Here is a 21,707-nt window from a genome sequence, read left to right on the forward strand (position 1 = left end):
TTGAAGAAGTACCGCGCGGGCCTGCGGTTAGGCAGAGCCCTTGGATCAGGCTTGTAGTCGCTCGATGGCGAGCCTTTGATCCAGGTTGGTTGCCCTTGGTGCGGAAGGGCTGCTCCCGATGGGGAACGCTGAATGTGTAATCCCAAACCGCAAGTGATGACAAGTAAATTATTGATCAGCGTCAAATCTGTATGCAAAACGCAAAAAAAAATACAAGAGCGATGAGTTTGTTTGATGGTGGCAATGAGTATGCCTAATGGATTTGAGCTTGCGCTTTGGATGTATGCAAGGCCTGTCGCGCATGAGCGGAGAAGTAGCGAGCAGTTTTGCTCATGGAGCGCATGAGTATTTTAAAGAGGGCGGGAACTGGACAGCCGTCATGCGCGGTAAGCGCTTTGTATCGCCGAAGCGCAGCAGGCTTTGAATGGGTTCTTACAGCCGCAAGGCCGCCAGCAGCGCGCTCTCCAGCGCCAGCACGGTCTTGTCGTCGCCGAGGCCAGGCCCGGAAATCAGGAAGGAGTCCTCGGCGCGGCTGCCCAGGGTCATGATCTTGGCGGACTGCACATTCATCCGGTAGTCGGACAGCACCTTGGCGATGCGCGCCAGCAGGCCGGGACGGTCGCCGGCTACGATGGACAATACGTAGAAGCTGGCCTTGTCGTCCGGGCGGATCAGGATTTGCGGCGTGATCGGGAAGTGCTTGAGATGGCGGCTGATGCGGCCTTGGGCCGGCAGGCTCAGCTCGCCTTCCTGGCGCAGGCACTCCGCCAGCTCGAATTCGATGAAGTTGATCATGTCGCGGTAATCGCCGTCATGATGCTCGGGCACGAAGACGTGGAAGGTGTCCAGCGCGTAGCCGTGGCGAGTGGTGTAGACCTTGGCGTCGGCGATGCTGTAATGGGTACGGCCGAAGAAGGCGCAGGCGCGGGCGAACAGCTCCGGGCGGTCGCGGGTGTAGATCAGCACCTGTATGCCTTCGTGGTCGTCGGACAGCCGCGCGCGCACCAAGGGCTGCTCGGCGTGGACGAAGCGGTTGAGCAGGCGCGCGTGCCAGGCGATTTCCTTGGCCTCATGGCGCAGAAAGTAGACGGTGTCCAACTGCTGCCACAAGGCGGCTTCCACGCCATTAGGTACGGCGTGCAGGCGCAGCAGCGTCTGGGCCTGGTGCTTGCGTTCCTCCAGCTCCGAGGCGACGTCCAATTGCCCGCCGCGCACCAGTTGGCGCATTGCCGCGTGGTAGAGGTCCTCCAGCAGCTTGGCCTTCCACGCATTCCAGACCTTGGGGCTGGTGCCGCGGATATCGGCCACGGTCAGCAGGTAGAGCGCGGTCAGCCTGCGCGGGGTGCCGACCAGTTCGGCGAAGCGGCTCACGGTTTCCGGGTCGTAGATGTCCTGTTTCTGCGCGACGCTGGACATGGTCAGGTGCTGGCCCACCAGCCAGGCCACCAGCTCGCCGTCTTGCGGCGGCAGGCCGTGCTGGCGGCAGAACTCCAGCGCATCGACCATGCCGAGCGCCGAGTGATCGCCGCCGCGGCCCTTGGCGATGTCGTGGAACAGGCCGGCGAGGTACAGGGTTTCCGGGCGCTCGAAGTCGTTGATCAATCGCGACATCAACGGATATTCGTGGGTGAAGGCGCTGCTAGCGAAGCGGCGCAGATTGCGCACCACCATCAGGATGTGTTCATCCACGGTGTAGACGTGGAACAGATCGTGCTGCATCTGGCCGACGATGTGGCCGAAATTGGGCAGGTAGCGGCCGAGCACGCCGTATAGATTCATCCGCCGCAGGCCGCGGGTCAGGCCATTGGGCTCGCGGAACATCTGCAGGAACAGTTCGCGGTTGCGCGGATTGGCGCGGAAACGCTCATTGATATGGCTACGCGCATGCCACAGCGCGCGCAGCATGCGCGGCGCGAAGCCGCTCAACTCCGGGTGGCGCTGCAAGGTCAGGAAGGCTTCCAGAATCGCGGACGGGTGTTTTTCGAACACATCGGGCTGGCGGATGCCCAGCATGCCGTTGACCGAATAAAAGCGCTCGTTCAGGTTCTGGGTGACGCGCGGTACCTGGGAGTAGATGCGGCCGCGCAGATTGGGCAGCAGGATGCCGTTAAGCTGATTGACGGTCTTGGCGGCGCGGTAATACAGCTGCATCGCCTGCTCGCTGGCGCGCTTGGCCGGCGTGTCCTGCAGGCCCAGCGCGCGTCCCAGCTGCTGCTGCAGATCGAAGATCAGCCGGTCTTCGCGCCGGCGCGCCAGCAGGTGCAGCTCGATGCGCAGGCTAAGCAACTGGCGTTCGCTGTGCTTGATCAGCCGCGCCTCGGCCAGGGTCAGGATGCCGCGGCGCACCAGCGCGTCCCAGTTGTCGCCCAGGCCTATCGCCTTGCTGATCCATAGAATGGTGTGCAGATCGCGCAGCCCGCCCGGGCTTTCCTTGAGATTGGGCTCCAGATTGTTGCCGACGCCGAAGTGGCGGGTATGGCGCTGCTGCTGTTCCAGGGTCTTGCCCTCGAAGAAGGCCAGCGGGTCGCGCTGGCGCTCCAGCAGCGCGCTCAAGCGCCGCCATGGCGCGGCATCGCCGGCGATCAGCCGGTTTTCCAGCAGATTGGTCTCGATGGTGATGTCGCCGCTGGCCTCGGACAGGCATTCGTCCACGGTGCGCACGCTATGGCCGATTTCCAGGCCCACATCCCACAGCAGGCTGATGAAGGCGCCGATGCGCTCGCCCAGTTCCGATGACGGCGCTTGGGAAAGCAGCACCAGCAGATCGATGTCGGAATAGGGGAACAGTTGACCGCGGCCGTAGCCGCCCACCGCGATCAAGCTGGCGGCGCCGTCCAGGCCGGACTGCGCCCACAGCATTTGCAGCATGGCGTCCACCGCCTGGCTGTGGCGCTTCAGATACTCCTGCGGATTATGTTGCTGGCGGTATTGTTCCGCCAGCGCCTGACGTTTGCCGACCAGGTCCTGGCGCCATTGGGCGAGGGCTTCCGCGGTCGGCAAGCTCATGTCAGCGCCTTTCCTGTCTGGCGATGATGGCGACGCCGGCTATCAGGAACAGCAGGGTGGGCAAGGTGGCGGACAGGATGGGGTTCCAGTCGTAGAGCAGGCCCAGATGGCCGAACAAGCGGTTGACGAAGTGGAAGGCTACGCCCAGGCAGATGCCGGCGAATAGGCGGATGCCCAGTTGGCCGTGGCGGCGTTGCTGCGGGGTGAAGGCCAGAGCCACCAGCGCCATCGAAATGCAGGCCAGCGGATAGAACAGCTTGCTCCACAGCGCGATCTCGTAGCGCTGGGTCTGCTGTTTATTGCTGCGCAAGTGCTCCAGATAGGTCAGCAGCGCGGTGGCCGACATCTGCTCCGGCACCACCAGCAGCACCGACAGGATTTCCGGCTCGACGATGGATTTCCACGCCAGCGACGGATAGTGGCGGCTGACCGTCTGTTCGGCGCCCAGCGTGGTTTCGCGCACATTGATCAACTGCCATTGCTGCTCGTCCTTGGAGAAGGAGCCGCGTTCGGCGTAACGGGTGCGCACCAGGCGGAAATTGTCGTCGTAAGTGTAGATGCGCACGCCCAGCAAGGAGGTGTCCGGCAGCATCTCGTGGACATTGATGAAGTTCTGATTGTCCTTGACCCAGATGCCGGAACGGAATTCCTGCGCCACCATGGAGTGGGTGGCGGACAGCTTCAGGCTTTGCGCCTGCTGGCCGGTGCGCGGCGCCACCACCTCGCCCAGCAGCACGGTGAGCAGTGCGAAGCCAAGGCCGAATTTCAGCAGGGTGGCGGCGATTTGCGGCAGTGTCACGCCACTGGTGCGGATCACCGTGTATTCGCTGCTGGTGGCCAGTTGGGTCATCGCCACCATGCCGCCGATCAGCACCGCCAGCGGCATCAATTCATAAGCGTGGCCGGGGATCAGCAGCGCGACATAGCCCAGCATCTTGGCCAGGGTATAGCTGCCCTTGCCCAGGCTGGGGACTTCGGCCAGCAGGTCGAAGAAGCCGTACAGGCCCAGCAGGGCCAGCAGGGTGAACAGGGTCGCCTGGCTCAGGGTGACGACGATGTAGCGATGAATCAGTTTCATGACGGGATCAGGATTTACGGAACAGCAGGGACAGGGCCTGGCCGATGGGGCGGGCGGGTCGGTTGCGATAACTCAGCAGCGCCAGCGCCAGCGCCAGCATGGCCAGGTGCACCAGCAGCACCAGCCAGACGCCGGCCTTGCCCTGGGCCACCCAGTTGCGAGCCACGGTCAGCCCGTTCTGATAAACGAAGAAAACCAGCAGCGCCAGCAAGAGATTGTAGGTTTGGCCGCTGCGTGGGTTGAAATAGGACATCGGTATCGCCAGCAGCGCCAGGATCACGCAACTGATCGGCATTGACAGCCGCCACGCCAGTTCGGCGCGGTAGTCGGCGGAGTCCTGGCTCAACAGTTGAGCGGTTGGGATGGCCTGGCGGTTGCCGGACGGTCCCGGCATTTGCTGGCTTTCGCCGATGCCGGCGGTGTAGCGCTGGAATTCCGCGACCTCGTAATTGGCGCTGCCAGGCTCGCCGACGTAGCGCTGGCCGTGCTCCAGCACCACCACGCGCTCGCCGTCCGGCTTGGTGGTAATAAAACCAGACTTGGCGAAAATCGTCGCCACTTTGCCGTCGGTGATTTCCTGCATGAAGATATTGGTGGCCGCGCCGTGCTCGCCGGAATAGTTCTCGATGAAGTACACCTTGTTGGACGAGGACGATTCTTTGAACACACCGGGGGAGATTGCTGAAACTTCTTCGCGCCGTTTGATCTGTTCGGCATAGTCCTGGCTGCGCTGGTCCGCCCATGGACCGATGAACAGGGTGACGCCGGCGATCAGCGCCGCCAGCGGCAGGGTGAAGCGCATCACCGGCCATACCCAGTCGCCGAGAGACAGGCCGGAACTGAGCCAGACCACCATCTCATGATCACGCCAGATACGGGTCAAAACCACCAGAATGGTGGCGAAAACCGTCAAAATCATCAATACCGGGAAGAAGCCCAGCGTAGTGAAACCCAGCACCGCGGCAACGGCTTCGTTGGCCATCTGCCCTTCGGCGGCGCGCCCCAGCAGATTGACCGCCTGGGTGGAAACGATAATCGCCAGCAGCACGATGAAAACGCCTAATGCGCTCAAAGTCAGCTCGCGTGTCAGGCTTTTTTGAAAAACCATTTATTCAGTGCCTTTTTGACTTTTCATGAAAAGCATTGTGATAATTCCGGGGACCATCCAGAAACGTCAAAATTGGACGATTTCGGAATCAACAACAAAATCCGTCTTCACCGGAAGGCCGGGCCGTCAGGATTCTACCCGTGCATCGACGGCCGGTTAAGAGGTGGAGCAACAGACACTCGCTCTACACGGGAGTTCTCAATGGAATTTAACATAAAAAGCGGCAGTCCGGAAAAGCAAAGGGTTGCTTGCGTTATCGTCGGCGTATACGAATCCCGCAAGCTGACCTTCGCCGCCGATCTGCTGGATCGCATCTCCAACGGCTTTATCAGCGAAGTGCTGCGCCACGGTGATATGGAAGGCAAACTGGGCAGCACGCTGGTGCTGCATTCGGTGCCGCACACTCTGTGCGACAGGGTGATGCTGGTGGGCCTGGGCAAGGAGCGCGAGTTCCGCGCCAAGGAATACCGCGAGGCGGTGCGCGCCTCGATCAAGGCCTTGACCCAGACCTCGGCGGTGGAAGCGGTCAGCTACCTGAGCGAACTGACAGTCAAGAAGCACGATGTCGAGTGGATGATTGAGCAGGCGGCGGTGGTGACGCTGGACGCGCTGTACCGCTTTGACCGCTTCAAGAGCAAATCCGAGGAGCCGGTGCGCGAGCCGCGCAAACTGACGCTGGCGGTGCCGCGCCGCAGCGACTTGGCCGACGGCGAAAAAGGCCTGCAGCGCGGCCTGGCCATAGGCGGCGGCATGAAGCTGGCCAAGGACCTGGGCAATTTGCCGGGCAATGTCTGCACCCCGAGCTATCTGGGCGAAGAAGCGCGCCAGCTGGCCGCGGCCTTCGGCGCCGACGCCGAGATCCTGGGGCCCAAGGAAATCGCCGAACTGGGCATGGGCTCCTTCCTGTCCGTGGCCAAGGGCAGCGTGGAAGAGGCGCGGCTGATCGTGCTGCGCCACCACGGCGCCAAGGACAAGGCCGACAAGCCCATCGTGCTGGTGGGCAAGGGCATTACCTTCGACTCCGGTGGTATCTCGCTGAAACCGGGCGAGGGCATGGACGAGATGAAGTACGATATGTGCGGCGCGGCCACGGTGCTGGGCGCCTTCCGCGCGGCGGTGGAAATGAATCTGCCGCTGAACCTGGTGGCCATTGTGCCGACTTGCGAGAACATGCCCAATGGCAATGCCTTGAAGCCGGGCGACATCGTCACCTCCATGTCCGGCCAGACCATCGAGATCCTCAATACCGACGCCGAGGGCCGGCTGATCCTGTGCGATGCGCTGACCTATGCCGAGCGCTTCGATCCTGCGACGGTGATCGACGTGGCCACCTTGACCGGCGCTTGCGTGATCGCGCTCGGCCACATCGCCACCGCGCTGTACAGCAATCAGGACAGCCTGGCGCGCGAACTGCTGGCCGCCGGCGAGGAAGTGGCTGATCGCGCCTGGCACATGCCGCTGTGGGATGAATACCAGGACATGCTGAAGAGCCCGTTCGCCGACATGGCCAATATCGGCGGTCGTCCGGGCGGCAGCGTCACCGCGGCCTGCTTCCTGTCGCGCTATGCCAAGGCTTACGACTGGGCGCATCTGGACATCGCCGGCACCGCCTGGAAGGGCGGCAAGGACAAGGGCGCCACCGCGCGTCCGGTGCCGCTGCTGGTGCAGTTCCTGCAGGATCGCGCGGATATCGCCTTGGGCAATGTGGTGCGTCGCGGCCGGCCTCGCCGCGAAGCCCCGGAAGCGGTGGACGATGAGCAGGATTGATTTTTACACCAAGGTGGCCGATCCGCAGGGCTTTGCCTGCCTGCTGGCGGCCACGGTGATGCGCAAGGGGGAACGGCTGCTGATCTGGTTCGACAGCGAGCAGCAGCTGGAAACCTTCAGCCGGCAGTTGTGGAGCTTTGGCGATACCCGCTTTGTTCCGCATTGCCGGCTGGGCGCCGACGAGGCGGCGGACACGCCGATCTGGCTGACCGCCCGCCTGCCGGACACGCTGGAACACCCGGTATTGTTGAACCTGGGTTCGCATTTGCCGGAGCGGATGGAGCGCTTTGAGCGTATTCTGGAGATAGTCGGACGCGATGAGGCGTCACTGGCCACGGCGCGCCAGCGGTTCAAGGCGTATCGCGAGCGCGGTTATGCAATCGAACATCACGACATGAGCAATAAGTGACCATGAGCGAGCCGTCAAAGCCCAAAGAGCCTGATTGGTCCGGCCTCAACCTGCCGGTGTTGACCGAGGTGGTGGACGAGTCGCAAGTGCCCACCTTGGGCGACGAAGTCATCGACATCCCCGATTTTGATTTTTCCAGTGAAATGGACGCGCTGGCCGACCAACTGGGCGCGCAGCGCGAAGAACTTCCCGCCGAGCTGGAAATTCCCGAACTGAGCCTTGAAGACCTGATCGCGGAAGCGCCCGCCAGCGAGGAGCCCTTGCTGGACCTGACCTCGCTGCCCTCGCTGGACCTGAGCGATGTTTCCGCCTCCGAGCCGGGCCTGGACCAGGCGCTGCCGGGCTGGGACGCGCCCGCGCCGACAGAGGCGGCGGATTTCGAGTTTTCGCTGACGCCGGCGGAAGAGGAACTGGCCACGGCAAGTCCGGAGCCACGGCTTGAGCAGATAGTTGAACCGCCGCTGGCGGCTGCGGCTGAGCCCGTATCGGCAGTCGCTGCCGACTTTGAGCCGCTGGAACCGCTGGGGGACGCTGCCCCCGTCGCCTCGCCGGATGTCGCGGACGCCGCTGCACCGCAAGCGGAAGCGGCGCAGCTCGCCGACGCTGCGTTCGACCAAGCCACCGAGGTCCAGCCAGAGTCCGAGCCAATGCCGCCGGCCGCGACGCCGTTTACCTCGATTTCCCTGGATAGCCTGCCCACCGGCGTGCTTGGCGGAGGGGTGGGGCCGGAAACCAAGGTGGACAGCCTGCTGCCGAACTGGCCGGAAAGCGCCGGGTTCGAGCCGGCCGCGCCGCAAGCTGTTGCTGAGGCCGCGCCGGCCTTGTCGCTGCAGCCGGAGCAGGAGCCGGAATTGGGGGTTCCCGAGGCGCTTGTCGGCGTGGAAACGCCGGCCGCCGAGCCGGTGCTGGATATGCCAGCGGCGGGTTTTGCCGCGGAAGAACTGGCGCTTGAAGCCGAGCTGGAACCGTCGGAAACCGCTGTTGCTGTTCAGGAGCCGGTGCCGGATACGGTATTGGAGATGCCGGCCGCGGACTTTGCCGCCGAGCCGTCAGCGGTGGAGCAAGCGCTGGAGCAGATCTGGGAACAGCCGCAACAGGCGGCGGAGTTACCATTGGCGGAGCCTGTTCAGGAGTCGCCCGAGTCAGCCGTCGCCGCCGAGGCATTGGTGCCGGAAGTCGCTGCCGAGGAATCGCAGGCCGAGCCATCGGCCTTGTCGATGGAAGATCCCGTTCTGGAACTACCCGGGCCCGCCGTTGCAGCCGAGGCATTGGTGCCGGAAGTCGCTGCCGAGGAATCGCTGGTCGAGCCATCGGCCTTGTCGGCGGAAGAACCGGCTCTGGAACAGCCTGAGCCTGCCGCCGCAGCCGAAGCATTGATGCCGGAAGTCACTGCTGAGGAATCGCTGGTCGAGCCATCGGCCTTGTCGGCGGAAGAACCGGCTCTGGAACAGCCTGAGCCTGCCGTCGCAGCCGAAGCATTGATGCCGGAAGTCACTGCCGAGGAATCGCTGGCCGAGCCATCGGCCTTGTCGATGGAAGAATCCGCTCTGGAACAGTCCGAGCCCGCTGTTGCCGCCGAGGCGGGGGAAGCCATGACGGAGCTGCTGGCAGAGCCGAGCCTGGAGCCTGTTGCGCCTGATTTCGTCGCCGAGGAACTGGCGCCGGAGGCGGTGTCGGCTATTCCCGCTACGGATTTCATGGCGGAGTCGCCTGAATTGGCGCAGATCTGGGCGCCGCCGCCGGAGGGGGAGCTGGAGCTGCCCGAGGCCGCTTTCGACGCTGAGGCGTTGGCGCAGGAGGCTGTGCCGGATACCGCCGCCGCGGCTTCGCTGGCGGAGCCGCCGATGCTCGAGCAGATCTGGAAGCCGTCGCAAGAGGTGTTTGAGGCCGAGCCCGCTACCGGCGCGCCCGCGCTGGCGGAGGAGCATGTGCCTGAGCCTGGGCTGGAGTCGTCGGGCCAGGATATTCCAGAGCTGGCCTTTGCCGCGGAGGAGGCCGTTGCGGATGAAGTCGCGACTCCCAAGCCGGACACGTTGGAGAGCGCCGCTGTAGTGGGCGCTGGCGTATTGGCGGCCGGTGTGGCCGCGGTGGCGATGTCGTCCACGGCTGAAGCGGAACCGGCGCCAGCCGCGCCGCGCGCGGTGGAAGTGCTGAATGTGTCCGAAGTGGCGTCGGCCGCCGCTGCTGCCGCGATGATGGCGCCGCAGGCGGTCAATGCGCCGCCGGGCACTGTTGCAGTGATAGACGAGCAAGCCTTATTGCAGTCGATGTACGAGAAAATGCTGCCGCGCATGAAGGTGGAGTTGTCCTTGTGGCTGCAGGATGCGTTGGAATTGCAGGCCAAGCAGATGCTGTCCGGGGTGATGCATCAGCTCAAGGAGGATTACGAGATGCTGTTCGGCGAAGCCTTGAAGGAGAGCTTGCGCCAGACCATCAATTCTTTGGGCAAGATTGAAAAGGATGGAAAACGCGATGAGTGATAGGTTGTCGCATATCGTCACCCGTACCGGCGACGACGGCAGCACCGGTCTGGGCGACGGCAGCCGGGTGGGAAAGGACAGCTTGCGCATCCGCGCGCTGGGCGAGGTGGATGAACTGAACTCGGTGCTGGGGGTGTTGCTGGCGGAAACGCTGCCGGACGAGGCCAGGGCCTGGCTCTCCGAGTCGCAGCACGATTTGTTCGATCTGGGCTCGGAGTTGGCGGTGCCCGGCTACAGCGCTTTGGGCGCCGAGCACGTGCAGGCGCTGGAGGCCGTGGTGGCGTTTCTGAACGAGGACTTGCCGCCGCTGCAGGAGTTCATCCTGCCCGGTGGAACCCGGGCGGCGGCGTTGACGCACCAGGCGCGCTCGGTCTGTCGTCGCGCCGAGCGCGCGGTGGTGGCGCTGGCGCAGCAGGAGGCGGTTTCCGATGCGGCACGTCGCTATCTGAACCGCCTGTCCGATCTGCTGTTCGTGTTGTCACGCTATCTGAACCGCCAGGCCGGCGTGGCGGATGTGTTGTGGCGGCCAGGGCGCAAGACCGACCAGGCTTGAAAGCAAAACGGCAATCCGCAAGGATTGCCGTTTGTATTTAGCGCTCACGAACTGGAGCGCATCATGAACCGTGTCTTAAGCGACTTCCGATACCCGTGGCTTATTGGTGCTGCTCTGCAGCAGCGACTGGGTCGCCTGATACTGGGTCACCGCTAATTGGCCGCTAGCGTTTTGCTGCTGCGAGCGGGTCACCGCGCTGGCGGCCTGGTCGTTCTGCTGTTCCGCCTGGTTGTTCACCGCCTGCTGCTCATTGGCGGCCTGCACCGTTGCGGTGCTGGGACGCTGCTGAGCTTGCGGCGGCGGCGCGCTGGCTGCGCGGTTGGCGCTGGCCGCTTCCGCGGCGCGCTGTTGAACCTGGGGCGCATTGCTGGCGGCGTTGTTGGGCACCGCTGCCGCGGTGCTGGCCAGGGTGGCCGCCTGGGCCTGTTCCTGTCCAACGCGTTGCTGCTCGCTGTTGCGGGTTTGCGCGGCATTGGTCTGCGCGGTGTTCAACTGCCGCTGCAGCTGCTGTTCGACGCGCGCGGTGTCGGGATTCTGCCGGACCGCGGTCTGGCTGACGTTTTGCTGTGAAACCGCTGGAGTGGCGGAGCGCGGTTCTTCCAGCGTTCTTTGCTCAGGCCGCGTGTTCTGCAGCGATTGCAATTGCTGCAGAGAGTTGAGGCTGCCTATGCTGCCAGTGCTTGCCATGTCGCTCTCTCCAAACCGTGGATACTGTTGCCGCCGCCCAGGACGGTATAGAGCCCAGTTGCCCTATATCGCTGATTCTAGAATCTTTTTCGGTCGATTGCCGAATTTTTTCTGTCCCAAGGGTCAGGTTTGTGGCAGCAATACCAAATCCAGCATGTGTTCGGCCAGTTGATCCACGCTCAGCGCTCCCTCGGAGCGATACCATTGCACCGACCAATGCAGGCTGCCCAACAGGGTGCGGCGCAGCAGCGCGGTGTCGCGCTTGATCAGGCCGGCGGCGGCGGCTTCGTCCAATACTTGCTGCCACAGCGCCTCGTAGCGGTCGCGCAGCACGATCAGGCCGGGCCGGGCGGCGGCGGACACGCTGCGCCATTCGTAGAGCATCACCTCCAGCGCCGCCTGGTTGTCCCCCAGCAGCGAATTGAGATGGACGCGGAACAGCGCGGCCAGTTTGGCGCGCGGGGTGATGGCTTCGTCAATGGCGCGCTTCAGTTGCTCGGTGGTGCTGGTGATGCCGAGCGCCATCACCGCGACCAGGATCTCCTCCTTGGTGCGGAAGTGGTAGAACAGGCTGCCGGACTGTATGCCGACCGCATTTCCCAGATCGCGCACCGTGGTGCGCTCATAGCCCTGGTCGCGGAACAGCATCGCCGCGGCGCGTATCAACTCCATGCGGCGGCTGTTTTCTTCGGCGGGTGCGGTGTGGTCTGTGGTCATTATTATTGGGCTTGTAGTGAGGGCTGGAGGGCTGTGCTTAGGGCAGCAGCGGTTGCGCGGCCTGCCAGACGCGCTCGGGTTCCATCTTTTCCAGGCAGTCAGTGTGACCGTAAGGGCAGGTCCGCTCGAAACAGGGGCTGCAATCCAGGTTGAGGGAGACGATGGCGGCTTGATCCGACAGCGGCGGGGTGAAGTCGGGGCTGGAGGAGCCGTATAGCGCCACCAGCGGCTTGCCCAGCGCCGCGGCCACGTGCATCAGCCCGGAGTCGTTGCAGACGGCGAGCGTGCTCAGGCCCATCAGGTCTATCGCTTCTTCCAGGCCGGTGGCGCCACAGAGGTTGACGGCCAGGCCGCCGGACAGGCGGCTGATGTCGTCGCCGACTTCGCGGTCCTTGGCGGAGCCGAACAGCCACACCGCGTAGCCGGCGGCGTCAAAGCGGCGCGCCAGTTCGGCGAAGTGCCTGGCCGGCCAGCGCTTGGCCGGGCCGTACTCGGCGCCGGGACAGAAGGCGACCGCCGGGCGGCTGGCGTCGAGCTTGAGCTTGGCCAGGATGGCCTGCTGGCTGGCGGCATTGGTGGCCAGCCGCGGGTGACTGAGCGGCCGCGGCAAGGCCGCGCCCTTGTCTTCCGCCAGCGCGCAGAAGCGTTCCACCATCATCGGCAGCGCCTGCTCGTCCAGTTCGCGCGCGTCGTTGAGAATCCAGTAGCGCGATTCGCCGAGGAAGCCGGTGCGCAGCGGGATGCCGGCGAACAACGGGATCAGCGCCGATTTCAGCGAGTTGGGCAGTACGATGGCCTGATCGAAGCGCTCGGCGGCCAGCTTGCGCGCCACTTTCCAGCGTTCGCCCAGGCGCAGCGCGCCATGGCCGAAGGGGTTGAGGTGGGCCTTGGCCACTTCCGGCATCCGCGCCAGCAAGGGCAGGGTCCAGGCTGGCGCGAACACGTGCAGTTCCAGCTCGGGATGGTGTTGGTGCAGTCTTTGGTACAGCGGTTGCGCCATGACGCTGTCGCCGACCCAGGAGGGGCCGATGACCAGAATTTTCTTCTTCATTGCAGATGTTCCGATTGCAAACCGAAACCGGGTCGCGACAGGGCGGCCCGGCTTGGGTTTGCCGACGAAGCGGGCCGGCAAGCAAAAAAGGTGCGGCTCGCGCCACACCTTAGCTGCGTTGCCGGCGCGGAGCCAGGCTTAGTGGTGGCTGCCTGCCGGGCCGTTCAGCTTGTAGCGGGTGCCACAGTAGGGGCACAGCGCTTCGCCGGTCTTGTGCACGGGCAGGAACACGCGCGGGTGGGAGTTCCAGGACACCATGTCCGGCATCGGGCAATGCAGCGGCAGGTCGTGCTGGGTGACTTCGATCACGCGTTGGGTGTTTTCTTTCAGTTCAGCCATTCTGTATTCCTTGCGGGCCGCTCGCGCGGGCGGGCGGCTTCGCTTTTCTCAATTGACGTAGGTCAGCCAGTGCTGGTGTTCGGCATCCAGTCCTTTGACGATGTCGAAGTAGCGCTTCTGGATTTCGGCGGTGATGGTACCACGATTGCCGTCGCCGATCGCGCGTCTGTCGAGCTCGCGGATCGGGGTCACTTCGGCGGCGGTGCCGGTGAAGAAGGCTTCGTCCGCGCTGTAGACCTCGTCGCGGGTGATGCGTTTCTCTATCAGTTCCAGCCCCATTTCCTTGGCGATCTGCACCACGGTATCGCGGGTGATGCCCTCCAGCGCGCTGGTCAGGTCCGGAGTGTACAGCTTGCCCTTGCGGATGATGAAGATGTTTTCACCGGAACCTTCCGCCACGAAACCGTCCACGTCCAGCAGCAGCGCCTCGTCGTAGCCGTCGGCGGTGGCTTCGTTGTTGGCCAGGATGGAGTTCATGTAGTTGCCGTTGGCCTTGGCCTTGCACATGGTGATGTTGACGTGGTGGCGGGTGAAGGAGGAGGTCTTCACGCGTATGCCTTTTTCCAGGCCTTCGTCGCCCAGGTAGGCGCCCCAGGGCCAGGCGGCCACGATCACGCGCACGTCGTTCTTCAGCGGCGCCACGCCCAGCTTGCCGGAGCCGTAGAAGGCCATCGGGCGGAAATAGCAGGATTTCAGGCCGTTGGCCTTGACCACGTCCAGATGGGCCTGGCTGATCTGCTCCGGCGTGAACGGCAGCTGCATGCCCAGGATCTTGGCGGAGCGGAACAGCCGCGCGGTATGGTCTTCCAGACGGAAGATGGCCGGGCCCTTGGGGGTTTCGTAGGCGCGCACGCCTTCGAACACGCCCATGCCGTAGTGCAGGGTGTGGGTCAGCACATGGGTGGTGGCGTCGCGCCAGTCAACCAGTTTGCCGTCATACCAGATATATCCGTCACGATCAGCCATCGACATCTTGGTGTTCTCCAATATTGTGTTTTCGTTTTGCGGGTTGGGCCGGATGCGGTCCGGCCTTATCCAATGAGTTTATCTCGCCGCCATGACGCTGTGAACCGTTTGTCAGGAAAAATTGAGCGCTTGCTCGAATACGCGTTGCCACAACGCTCGGCATTGGCTGTAGTCCTCCAGCAAGGCGGCGTCCGGCGCCACGGTCTGGCGTTCGTTGAGCCGGGCGGCGTGCTGTAGCCGGCGGTAGTGGCGGTAGGCGTTGCGCGCGGCTTCGGCGTCGGCGGCGGGGATCAGCCCGGCCTCGGCGGCGGTGGCCAGCAGCGCGATATTGCCGGCGTTAGCGGTCAGCGCCGGCAGCGCGTGGGCGTGGGCCAGAATCAGGTATTGGACGATGAATTCGATGTCTATGATGCCGCCGCGCGCGTTCTTGGGGTCTTCATCGCGGGAGGGGTGGCTGTCCAGCATGCGCTGGCGCATCGCCAGCACCTCGTCGCGCAGCGTGGAGAGATCGCGCCTGCGGGTCAGGATGGCGTGGCGCTCCTGCTCGAACTGGGCGCCGACTTCGGCATCGCCGGCCACGTAGCGGGCGCGGGTCAGCGCCTGGTGTTCCCAAACCCAGGCCTGCTGCTCCTGATACTGGCGGAAGGCGTTGACCGAGCTGACCAGCAGGCCGCTGGCGCCGTTGGGGCGCAGCCGCAGGTCGATGTCGTAGAGCACGCCGGCGGCAGTGGCGCTGGTCAGCCAGGTGGACATCTTGCGCGCCAGCCGCGAGTACAGCTCGGCGGCGTCCGGATGTTCGTCGTCGTAGAGGAAGATCAGGTCCAGGTCCGAGGCGTAGCCCAGTTCTTTGCCGCCCAGCTTGCCGTAACCGATGATGGCGAAGCGCGGCGTGTCGCAGTGGCGGCTGGGGATGTCCAGCCAGGCGTGGCGCAGCGTGGCCGCCAGCACGATGTCGGCGAGCAGCGACAGTTGGTCGGACAGCGCCTCCACCGTCCACATGCCGGCCAGGTCCTGCGCCACCAGGCGGAAGGATTGCGCGTGCTGGAAATGGCGCAGCGCGTCCATCTTGGCTTCCACGTCGCCGTCGGCCTGGCTCAGTTGCTGTTCCAGTTGTGCTTCCAGCTGCGGCCAGTCCGGCGTGGCGTAGAGCACGCGCGCGTCCAGCAGTTCGTCCAGCAGTATCGGGTGGCGGGTCAGATAGCCGGAGACCCAGGCGCTGGACGAGTAGAGCGAGGCCAGCCGCTGCAGGGTCTGCGGGTATTCGGTCAGCAGCGCCAGGTAGGAGGCGCGGCGGCTGATCGCTTCCATCAGCGCGATGATGCGCGCCAGCGTGGCGTCGGCGTTGTCGAAGCGGGAAGCGACCTCGATCAGCGCCGGCATCAATTGGTCGAACTGCTTGCGGCCGTTCAGCGGCATCTGCTGGTAGCGCTGTCCCTGAGCCAGGCTTTGCAGTTGGCGCGCCACTTGTTCCGGTTCAGAGAAGCCCAGCGCTTGCAGTTTTTCCACCGGCAGGCAGTCGGCGATGTCCAGCCATAGTTCGGAGAGCGGATGATCGGCGGCGCCCTCGGTGGGCAGGATGAACACTTGCTCGAAGTGGCGGGTGACCTTGCGGCGCTGCTGGTTGAGCCGATTCATGAACTGCTCCCAGTCGGCGCAGCCCATGCTGGCGGCGATGCGGGCGCGGTTGTCCGCGCCGCTGGGCAAGGTTTGGGTTTGTTGATCGTCCAGATATTGCAGCCGGTGTTCCAGATTGCGCAGAAAGGCATAGGCCTCGAGCAACTCGGTGACGGCGGCGGGCTCCAGCAGCCGCAGTTCGCCCAGCCGGCGCAGCGTTTCGCGAGTGCCACGCAGTTGCAGGCTGCGGTCGCGGCCGCCGCGTATCAGCTGGAACACTTGGGCGATGAACTCCACTTCGCGGATGCCGCCGGGCCCCAGCTTGATGTTGTCGGCCATGTCGCGGCGCGCCACTTCGCGGCGAATCTGCGCATGCAGTTCACGCATCGCGCCGTAGGCGCTGTAGTCCAGGTATTTGCGGTAGATGAAGGGGCGGGCCATGTCGGCCAGCGCCGCCGCGTCGCCGCTGAGCGCCCTGGCCTTGATCCAGGCGTAGCGCTCCCATTCCCGGCCCTGGCTCAGCAGATAGTTTTCCAGCGCGGCGAAACTCATCGCCAGCGGGCCGGAGTCGCCGTAGGGCCGCAGCCGCATGTCGACGCGGAACACCTGGCCGTCGGCGGTGACGTCGTTGAGCAGGGCGATCAGCTTCTTGCCCATCTGAGTGAAGTATTCGTGGTTGCTGATGCTGCGGCCGCCATGGTGGCCGCCGTCGGTGTCGCCGCTCTCGGGGTAGATGAAGATCAGGTCGATGTCGGAGCTGACGTTGAGCTCGCCGCCGCCCAGCTTGCCCATGCCGATGACGATCAACTGCTGGACCTCGCCGCTATCCTCGCCTATCGGCTGGCCGTAGTGGGCGAGGCCGGCGCGCGCAGAGGCCAGCGCCCGTTCTACGGCGAAATCAGCCAGCGCGCTGACGGTGGACACCACCTCGTCCAGGCTCGCCAGGCCGTTGAGGTCGCGGCAGATCAGCCGCGCCACCACCGCCTGGCGCAGCCGCCGCAGCGCCGGCGCCAGCCCTTCGGCGTCGCTCAGCGCCTGCCAGTCGGCGAAGGCTTCCATCTCAGCCGCGTCAAAAGGCTGGCCTAGCCGGGCTTGCAGCCGCTCCAGCTCCTCGGGGCGGGCGGTCAGCAAACGCTGCAGATAGTGGGAGAACTCGCGGCTGCGGGCAATGGCAGCGGCCGTGTTTGCTGGCATAATAGGCCTCTACGGCATGTCAATTCTTGATGGCCACATTGTAACGGTTTGCCGCATTTGGAAAAGCTATTCTCCGTTCTGTCCCATATCCATGTGATCAAGGTCCTGAAACGGACCTGTGCGCTGTTGGGAATGGCCATCGCCGCCGCCTTGACGCTGCTGCTGGTAGCGTTCTGCGCGTTCACTTTCTGGGTGCTGCCCAATCTGGACCAGTTTCGCCAGCCGCTGGAGCGCTATCTGAGCCAGTCGCTGGGACGGCCGGTGCAGGTGGCGGCCTTGTCCGGCGAGTGGCTGACCGTGGGGCCGCGTTTCGAGCTGGGCGGCGTCACCATCGCCAATCCGCAGGACGGCAAGGCGCTGACCTTGCGCCAGGTATCGCTGGAGCCGTCGTGGCGTTCCTTGCTGGCCTTGGAGCCGCGGCTGGCCAGCGTGGTGGTCAAGGGGCCGACGGTGGAGCTGCTGCGCTCGCGCCAGGGCGTGATCTATCTGAACGGTTTCGATCTGACTTCCGGCCCGTCCGACAGCGGCCTGGGCAATTGGCTGCTGCGTCAGCCCAGCCTGGAAATCAGCGATGCGCGGCTGAGCTGGCAGGATGAGCTGCTGGGCCTGCCGCGGCTGGACCTGAGCCAGGGCCAGCTCAAGCTGAGCGCCGGCCTGCTCGGTCACAACCTGAAGCTGTCGGGCCAGCCGGCGGCGTCCTTGGGCAAGGGCTTTGATCTGACTGCGTCCTGGCGCGGCGACGACATCGCCGCCTGGCAGCAGTGGTCGGGCTCGCTCAAGGTGGCGCTGGACGGCGCCAAGGTGGGCTCGTGGACGCGTTATCTGCAGCAATTGGGCATGCTGCGCAGCGGCGAGGGCAGTGGCACGGTGGAGATGTCCTTCTCCGACGGCGCCATCGATGGGCTGACCGCCAATGTCAATGTCCACGACGCAGCGTACACGCCGCCGGATTCGCATGAATTGGTGCTGCCGCGGTTGCAGGGCGAATTGCAGCTGACGCGCCAACTCAGTGGCAGCTACAAGGTCAAGGCCAGCCGGCTCACCCTGGCCAGCGCCAGCGGCCTGGCCTTCGACAACTCCAATATCGACGGCGAGTGGCGCTATGGCGCGCAGGGTTTCGGCCAGCTGACGCTGGACAATGTCGATCTAGGTCATCTGACCCCCTTCATTCACGCGCTGGGCGCCGATCGCAACCCGCTGTTCGCGCGTTTCTCGCCCAGCGGCGCCTTGCGCGACCTGACCGTCAGCTGGAAGGGCGCGCTGGAAGCTCCCAAGGCGTTCAAGCTCAAGTCCCGCTTCGAGAAACTGGCCTGGCAGCCTTTCGATGGCCTGCCCGGCGTGGCTGGCGTCAGCGGCGCGATCAACTTCGACGAAAACGGCGGCCGGCTGCAGCTGGACACCGGCAAGTCCCAGGTCAGCTATCCCTCGGTGTTCGTCGCGCCGCTGGCTTTCGACAAGCTGACCGCCGATGTGGGCTGGCAGCGGCAGGGACAGGCCGTGACCTTGGATTTCCGCCGGGTCGATTTCTCCAACGCCGAGCTGTCCGGCAGCCTGCAGGGCAGTTACCGCCATCAGGGCGAAGGCGCCGGCGTCGCCGATTTGCGCGCCAGCATCGCCGGGGTGCCGGCGGCCAGGGTGGTGGATTATCTGCCGACCGAGGTCGGCGAACACACCATGCGCTGGCTGCGCCAGGCGCTACAGGGCGGGCAGCTGCGCCAGGCGACAATGAAGCTGCGCGGCGATCTGGAGCAGTTTCCCTTCGTCGGCGGCAAGGGCGGCGAGTTTCTGGTGGAAGCCGAAGTGGAGCGCGCGCGTCTCAGCTATCAGCCGGGCTGGCCGCGCATTGACGACATTGATGCCCAATTGCTGTTCCACAATGAGCGCATGGAAGTGAACGCGCGCCATGCCAGCACCGTGGGCGTGCCGCTGAGCGGCGTCAAGGCGGTGATCGCCCATCTGGGCGCCGAGGTGCCCATGCTGACGGTGGAGGGCCGCGCGGCCGATCGCCTGCAGCGCATGCTGGCCTTCACCACCCAAAGCCCGGTGGATGGTTGGCTGGACGGCTTCACCGGCCAGATCGAGGCCGGCGGCGACGCCAGCCTTGATCTGAAATTGACGATACCGCTGGCCGGAGAGCAAGGCGTGGCGGTGCGCGGCGATCTTCACTTCGCCGACAACGCGCTGCGCTTCAAGTCCCTGCCGATTCCGCCGCTGAGCAAGACGCGCGGCCGGCTGACCTTTACCGAGCGCGGCGTGGACAGTCCCGGCCTGCAGTTCGTCGGCTTTGGCGGGCCGTTCCAGCTGAAGGCCAATACCGGCGTCGATAAGCGCATGCGTTTCGAACTGACCGGCCAGGCCGATTCGCGCCAAGTGTTGCAACAATATCTGCCGGCGCTGGCGCCGCGGGCGGCGGGCAAGTCAGGCTACCGCGCGCAGTTCGTCGTCAAGCAGGGCCTGGAAAGCTTGGCCGTGAGCTCGGATCTGCAAGGCACCGGCTTCGATTTGCCAGCGCCGCTGGCCAAGGCCGCCGCCGCGGCGCTGCCTTTGCAATTGCAGCTGCGGCCGCAGCAGATGCGCGGCGTCCAGACCCAGCGGCTGGAGTTCAGCCTGGAGGGCATGCTCAGCGGCCGCTTGCGGTTGGACGAGCACGGCGAGTTGCAAGCCGGCGCGCTGGGCGTCGGCCGCGCGCCGGGAGAGCCGGTGGCGGCCGGGCTGGCGGTGCGGGTGGCGCAGCCCAAGGTGGTGCTGGAGGATTGGCTGAAGCTGGCCGACGGCGCTCAATCCGCGGGCGGAGAGCCGGCGGCGCTGCCGGCGGTGCAGCTGGAACTGGATACGCCGGAGCTGGTGTTGCCCGGGCTGAGCCTGCATAAGGTGAACGCCAAGCTGGGCAACCGCGAATTGTCCAAGGCCTGGACCATACAGCTGCGTTCCAATGAGATGAGCGGCGATGCCAGTTATCGGCCGGAAGGCGACGGCCTGCTGCAGGCCAATCTCAGCCGGCTGGCCTTGAGCCTGCCGGCGGACAAGAAGGAGGGCGCGGCTGACAGCAAGGCGACGGACGAGGCGTCGATGCTGAACCGCAAATTGCCGGACATGAAGGTGCGCGTCGGCGAACTGGTGCTGCAAGGACGCTCGGTGGGCCGGCTGGAGCTGGAGGCGCGCCGCGACGGCAGTGTCTGGCAGATGGCCCCGCTGCGGCTGACCACCAACGACGGCACGCTGAAGGCCACGGTGCGTTCGGACGCGCGCGGCGCCGGCAATGTCGACGCCCGTTTCGAACTGAATGTCAGCGATGCCGGCAAGCTGCTGACGCGGCTGGGCCAGGGCGAGATTTTCCGCAACGGCCAGGGCACGCTCAGCGGCCGCTTGAATTGGCCCGGCGGCCTGGGGGATCTGGATTTGGCCAAAGTGTCCGGCGAATTGGCGCTAGACTTCAAGGATGGACGCTTCGCCAAGGTGGATCCGGGCGTGGTCAAGCTTTTGGGCGCGCTCAGCCTGCAGTCGCTGCCGCGCCGCATCCGCCTGGACTTCACCGATGTGTTCAGCGACGGTTTCGCCTTCGACACCCTCAAGGGCGAGGCGCAGGCGCGCAACGGTCTGTTCACCTCCCCCAAGGTGGAGATGAAGGGGCCGGGCGCGGAAGTGACGATTTCCGGAGTGCTGGATCTGGGCAAGGAGAGCCAGGCCTTGAAGGTGCATGTGCTGCCGCGCTTGGCTGAGAGCGTGGCGCTGGCGGCGGGCGCGGCCCTGCTCAACCCGGTGGTGGGCATCGCCACGCTGGCGGCGCAGAAAGTGCTGCGCGATCCGGTGGGCCGCATCCTGTCGGTGGATTACGAAGTGAGCGGCTCGCTGCGCGATCCCAAGGTGGTGCGCACCGCGATCGGTCCGATACAGCAGAACAAAGGGGGAAAACCATGAAGCAGAAATTTTTGGCGGCGGCGGTGCAGATGGTGTCCGGCTCCGACGTGGACGCCAATGTACGGCGCGCCGCGCATTGGGTGGCGGAAGCCGCGGCCAAGGGCGCGCGGCTGGTGGTCCTGCCCGAGTATTTTTGCCTGATGGGACGGCAGGAAACCGACAAGGTGGCCGTGTGCGAAGCCTATGGCGACGGTCCCATCCAGCAGGCGCTGGCGCGGATGGCGCGGGAGAACCGCGTGTGGCTGGCCGCCGGCACCGTGCCGCTGCGCAGCCCGGAGCCGCAGCGGGTGTTGAACACCACCTTGCTGTTCGACCCGGACGGCGAGGTGCGCGCGCGCTACGACAAGATCCATCTGTTCGGCTTCTCCGGCCTGGGCGAGAGTTATTGCGAATCCAACACCATCCGTCCGGGCGAGCAGCCGGTGAAAGCGGACCTGGGCTTCGCCGAGATGGCCTTCGGCATCTGCTACGATCTGCGCTTTCCCGAGCTGTTCCGCCAGTTGTCGCCCTATGATCTGATGATTTTGCCGGCGGCCTTCACCGCCACCACCGGCGAGGCGCATTGGGAGCCCTTGCTGCGCGCGCGCGCGATAGAGAATCAGAGCTATGTGCTGGCCTCGGCGCAGGGCGGTGAACACGACAACGGCCGCAAGACCCACGGGCATTCGATGATCATCGATCCCTGGGGCCGCGTGCTGGCCGAAATAGACAAGGGCGAGGGCGTGATCCTCGCCGAAATCGACCCGACATTGATCCAGTCGGTGCGCACCCGCCTGCCGGCGCTGGCGCACCGCGTACTCGCGTGAAAGAACCCGACACT

The 21,707-nt window shown here is 64.9% G+C and carries 15 protein-coding genes; 6 read left to right on the forward strand and 9 right to left on the reverse strand.

The window, feature by feature from the left end; translation table 11 throughout:
* Positions 1-432 precede the first annotated feature (432 nt).
* The 3 genes from LQT98_RS04205 to lptF are packed head-to-tail and all read right to left on the reverse strand — an operon-like array spanning position 433 to position 5,192.
* Positions 433-3,006, reverse strand: a complete 2,574-nt coding sequence (locus LQT98_RS04205) for a [protein-PII] uridylyltransferase (RefSeq protein ID WP_231461233.1) — start codon at positions 3,004-3,006, stop codon at positions 433-435.
* A gap of 1 nt (position 3,007) precedes the next feature.
* A complete protein-coding gene (lptG, locus tag LQT98_RS04210) occupies positions 3,008-4,084 on the reverse strand; it encodes an LPS export ABC transporter permease LptG (protein WP_231461234.1) in 1,077 nt (358 codons plus the stop codon).
* Between the two features lie 7 nt (positions 4,085-4,091).
* Positions 4,092-5,192, reverse strand: coding sequence for an LPS export ABC transporter permease LptF (gene lptF / locus LQT98_RS04215; protein WP_048411490.1), 1,101 nt, complete (start codon positions 5,190-5,192; stop codon positions 4,092-4,094).
* Positions 5,193-5,393: 201 nt separating this feature from the next.
* Here lptF and LQT98_RS04220 point away from each other — a divergent pair, with 201 nt between their 5' ends.
* The 4 genes from LQT98_RS04220 to LQT98_RS04235 are packed head-to-tail and all read left to right on the forward strand — an operon-like array spanning position 5,394 to position 10,401.
* Entirely contained in the window at positions 5,394-6,959 is a 1,566-nt protein-coding gene (locus LQT98_RS04220; RefSeq protein ID WP_048411491.1) for a leucyl aminopeptidase, read from the forward strand.
* Entirely contained in the window at positions 6,946-7,368 is a 423-nt protein-coding gene (locus LQT98_RS04225; RefSeq protein WP_048411492.1) for a DNA polymerase III subunit chi, read from the forward strand. Before LQT98_RS04220 ends, LQT98_RS04225 begins: the two co-directional genes overlap by 14 nt.
* A 2-nt stretch (positions 7,369-7,370) precedes the next feature.
* Entirely contained in the window at positions 7,371-9,848 is a 2,478-nt protein-coding gene (locus tag LQT98_RS04230; RefSeq protein ID WP_231461235.1) for a hypothetical protein, read from the forward strand.
* Positions 9,841-10,401 (forward strand): cob(I)yrinic acid a,c-diamide adenosyltransferase, encoded by a 561-nt coding sequence (locus LQT98_RS04235; protein ID WP_048408591.1) that lies wholly within the window; start codon positions 9,841-9,843, stop codon positions 10,399-10,401. The genes LQT98_RS04230 and LQT98_RS04235 overlap by 8 nt, the downstream gene beginning before the upstream one ends.
* Before the next feature lie 75 nt (positions 10,402-10,476).
* Here LQT98_RS04235 and LQT98_RS04240 read toward each other — a convergent pair whose 3' ends face one another.
* The 6 genes from LQT98_RS04240 to glnE form a co-directional block, all read right to left on the reverse strand.
* On the reverse strand, positions 10,477-11,088 hold the full coding sequence (locus LQT98_RS04240; RefSeq protein WP_231461236.1) for a hypothetical protein: 612 nt from the start codon (positions 11,086-11,088) through the stop codon (positions 10,477-10,479).
* Positions 11,089-11,211: 123 nt separating this feature from the next.
* Positions 11,212-11,760, reverse strand: coding sequence for a TetR/AcrR family transcriptional regulator (locus tag LQT98_RS04245; RefSeq protein WP_231461237.1), 549 nt, complete (start codon positions 11,758-11,760; stop codon positions 11,212-11,214).
* Positions 11,761-11,842: 82 nt separating this feature from the next.
* On the reverse strand, positions 11,843-12,856 hold the full coding sequence (gene waaF, locus LQT98_RS04250) for a lipopolysaccharide heptosyltransferase II (protein WP_231461238.1): 1,014 nt from the start codon (positions 12,854-12,856) through the stop codon (positions 11,843-11,845).
* A 138-nt stretch (positions 12,857-12,994) separates the two neighbouring features.
* Positions 12,995-13,195, reverse strand: a complete 201-nt coding sequence (locus LQT98_RS04255) for a zinc-finger domain-containing protein (protein ID WP_048408587.1) — start codon at positions 13,193-13,195, stop codon at positions 12,995-12,997.
* Between the two features lie 48 nt (positions 13,196-13,243).
* Positions 13,244-14,167, reverse strand: coding sequence for a branched-chain amino acid transaminase (locus LQT98_RS04260; protein ID WP_048408586.1), 924 nt, complete (start codon positions 14,165-14,167; stop codon positions 13,244-13,246).
* A 105-nt stretch (positions 14,168-14,272) separates the two neighbouring features.
* Positions 14,273-16,969 carry a bifunctional [glutamate--ammonia ligase]-adenylyl-L-tyrosine phosphorylase/[glutamate--ammonia-ligase] adenylyltransferase gene (gene glnE / locus LQT98_RS04265; protein WP_231461239.1) on the reverse strand — a complete coding sequence of 899 codons (2,697 nt, stop codon included), beginning with the start codon at positions 16,967-16,969 and terminating at the stop codon, positions 14,273-14,275.
* 57 nt (positions 16,970-17,026) lie between these two features.
* Here glnE and LQT98_RS04270 point away from each other — a divergent pair, with 57 nt between their 5' ends.
* Both LQT98_RS04270 and LQT98_RS04275 read left to right on the forward strand, forming a co-directional pair.
* Positions 17,027-20,887 (forward strand): YhdP family protein, encoded by a 3,861-nt coding sequence (locus LQT98_RS04270; protein ID WP_231461240.1) that lies wholly within the window; start codon positions 17,027-17,029, stop codon positions 20,885-20,887.
* Positions 20,884-21,693 (forward strand): carbon-nitrogen hydrolase family protein, encoded by an 810-nt coding sequence (locus tag LQT98_RS04275; protein WP_231461241.1) that lies wholly within the window; start codon positions 20,884-20,886, stop codon positions 21,691-21,693. Before LQT98_RS04270 ends, LQT98_RS04275 begins: the two co-directional genes overlap by 4 nt.
* Positions 21,694-21,707: the final 14 nt, after the last annotated feature.

This window comes from Chromobacterium aquaticum (assembly GCF_021129195.1).
Classification (GTDB): Bacteria; Pseudomonadota; Gammaproteobacteria; order Burkholderiales; family Chromobacteriaceae; genus Chromobacterium; species Chromobacterium aquaticum.

Excerpts from the sequence above, each read along its gene's own strand:
- LQT98_RS04205 (WP_231461233.1), bottom strand. The coding sequence starts at position 3,006 with ATGAGCTTGCCGACCGCGGAAGCCCTCGCCCAATGGCGCCAGGACCTG.
- lptG (WP_231461234.1), bottom strand. The coding sequence starts at position 4,084 with ATGAAACTGATTCATCGCTACATCGTCGTCACCCTGAGCCAGGCGACC.
- lptF (WP_048411490.1), bottom strand. The coding sequence starts at position 5,192 with ATGGTTTTTCAAAAAAGCCTGACACGCGAGCTGACTTTGAGCGCATTA.
- LQT98_RS04220 (WP_048411491.1), top strand. The coding sequence starts at position 5,394 with ATGGAATTTAACATAAAAAGCGGCAGTCCGGAAAAGCAAAGGGTTGCT.
- LQT98_RS04225 (WP_048411492.1), top strand. The coding sequence starts at position 6,946 with ATGAGCAGGATTGATTTTTACACCAAGGTGGCCGATCCGCAGGGCTTT.
- LQT98_RS04230 (WP_231461235.1), top strand. The coding sequence starts at position 7,371 with ATGAGCGAGCCGTCAAAGCCCAAAGAGCCTGATTGGTCCGGCCTCAAC.
- LQT98_RS04235 (WP_048408591.1), top strand. The coding sequence starts at position 9,841 with ATGAGTGATAGGTTGTCGCATATCGTCACCCGTACCGGCGACGACGGC.
- LQT98_RS04240 (WP_231461236.1), bottom strand. The coding sequence starts at position 11,088 with ATGGCAAGCACTGGCAGCATAGGCAGCCTCAACTCTCTGCAGCAATTG.
- LQT98_RS04245 (WP_231461237.1), bottom strand. The coding sequence starts at position 11,760 with ATGGAGTTGATACGCGCCGCGGCGATGCTGTTCCGCGACCAGGGCTAT.
- waaF (WP_231461238.1), bottom strand. The coding sequence starts at position 12,856 with ATGAAGAAGAAAATTCTGGTCATCGGCCCCTCCTGGGTCGGCGACAGC.
- LQT98_RS04255 (WP_048408587.1), bottom strand. The coding sequence starts at position 13,195 with ATGGCTGAACTGAAAGAAAACACCCAACGCGTGATCGAAGTCACCCAG.
- LQT98_RS04260 (WP_048408586.1), bottom strand. The coding sequence starts at position 14,167 with ATGTCGATGGCTGATCGTGACGGATATATCTGGTATGACGGCAAACTG.
- glnE (WP_231461239.1), bottom strand. The coding sequence starts at position 16,969 with ATGCCAGCAAACACGGCCGCTGCCATTGCCCGCAGCCGCGAGTTCTCC.
- LQT98_RS04275 (WP_231461241.1), top strand. The coding sequence starts at position 20,884 with ATGAAGCAGAAATTTTTGGCGGCGGCGGTGCAGATGGTGTCCGGCTCC.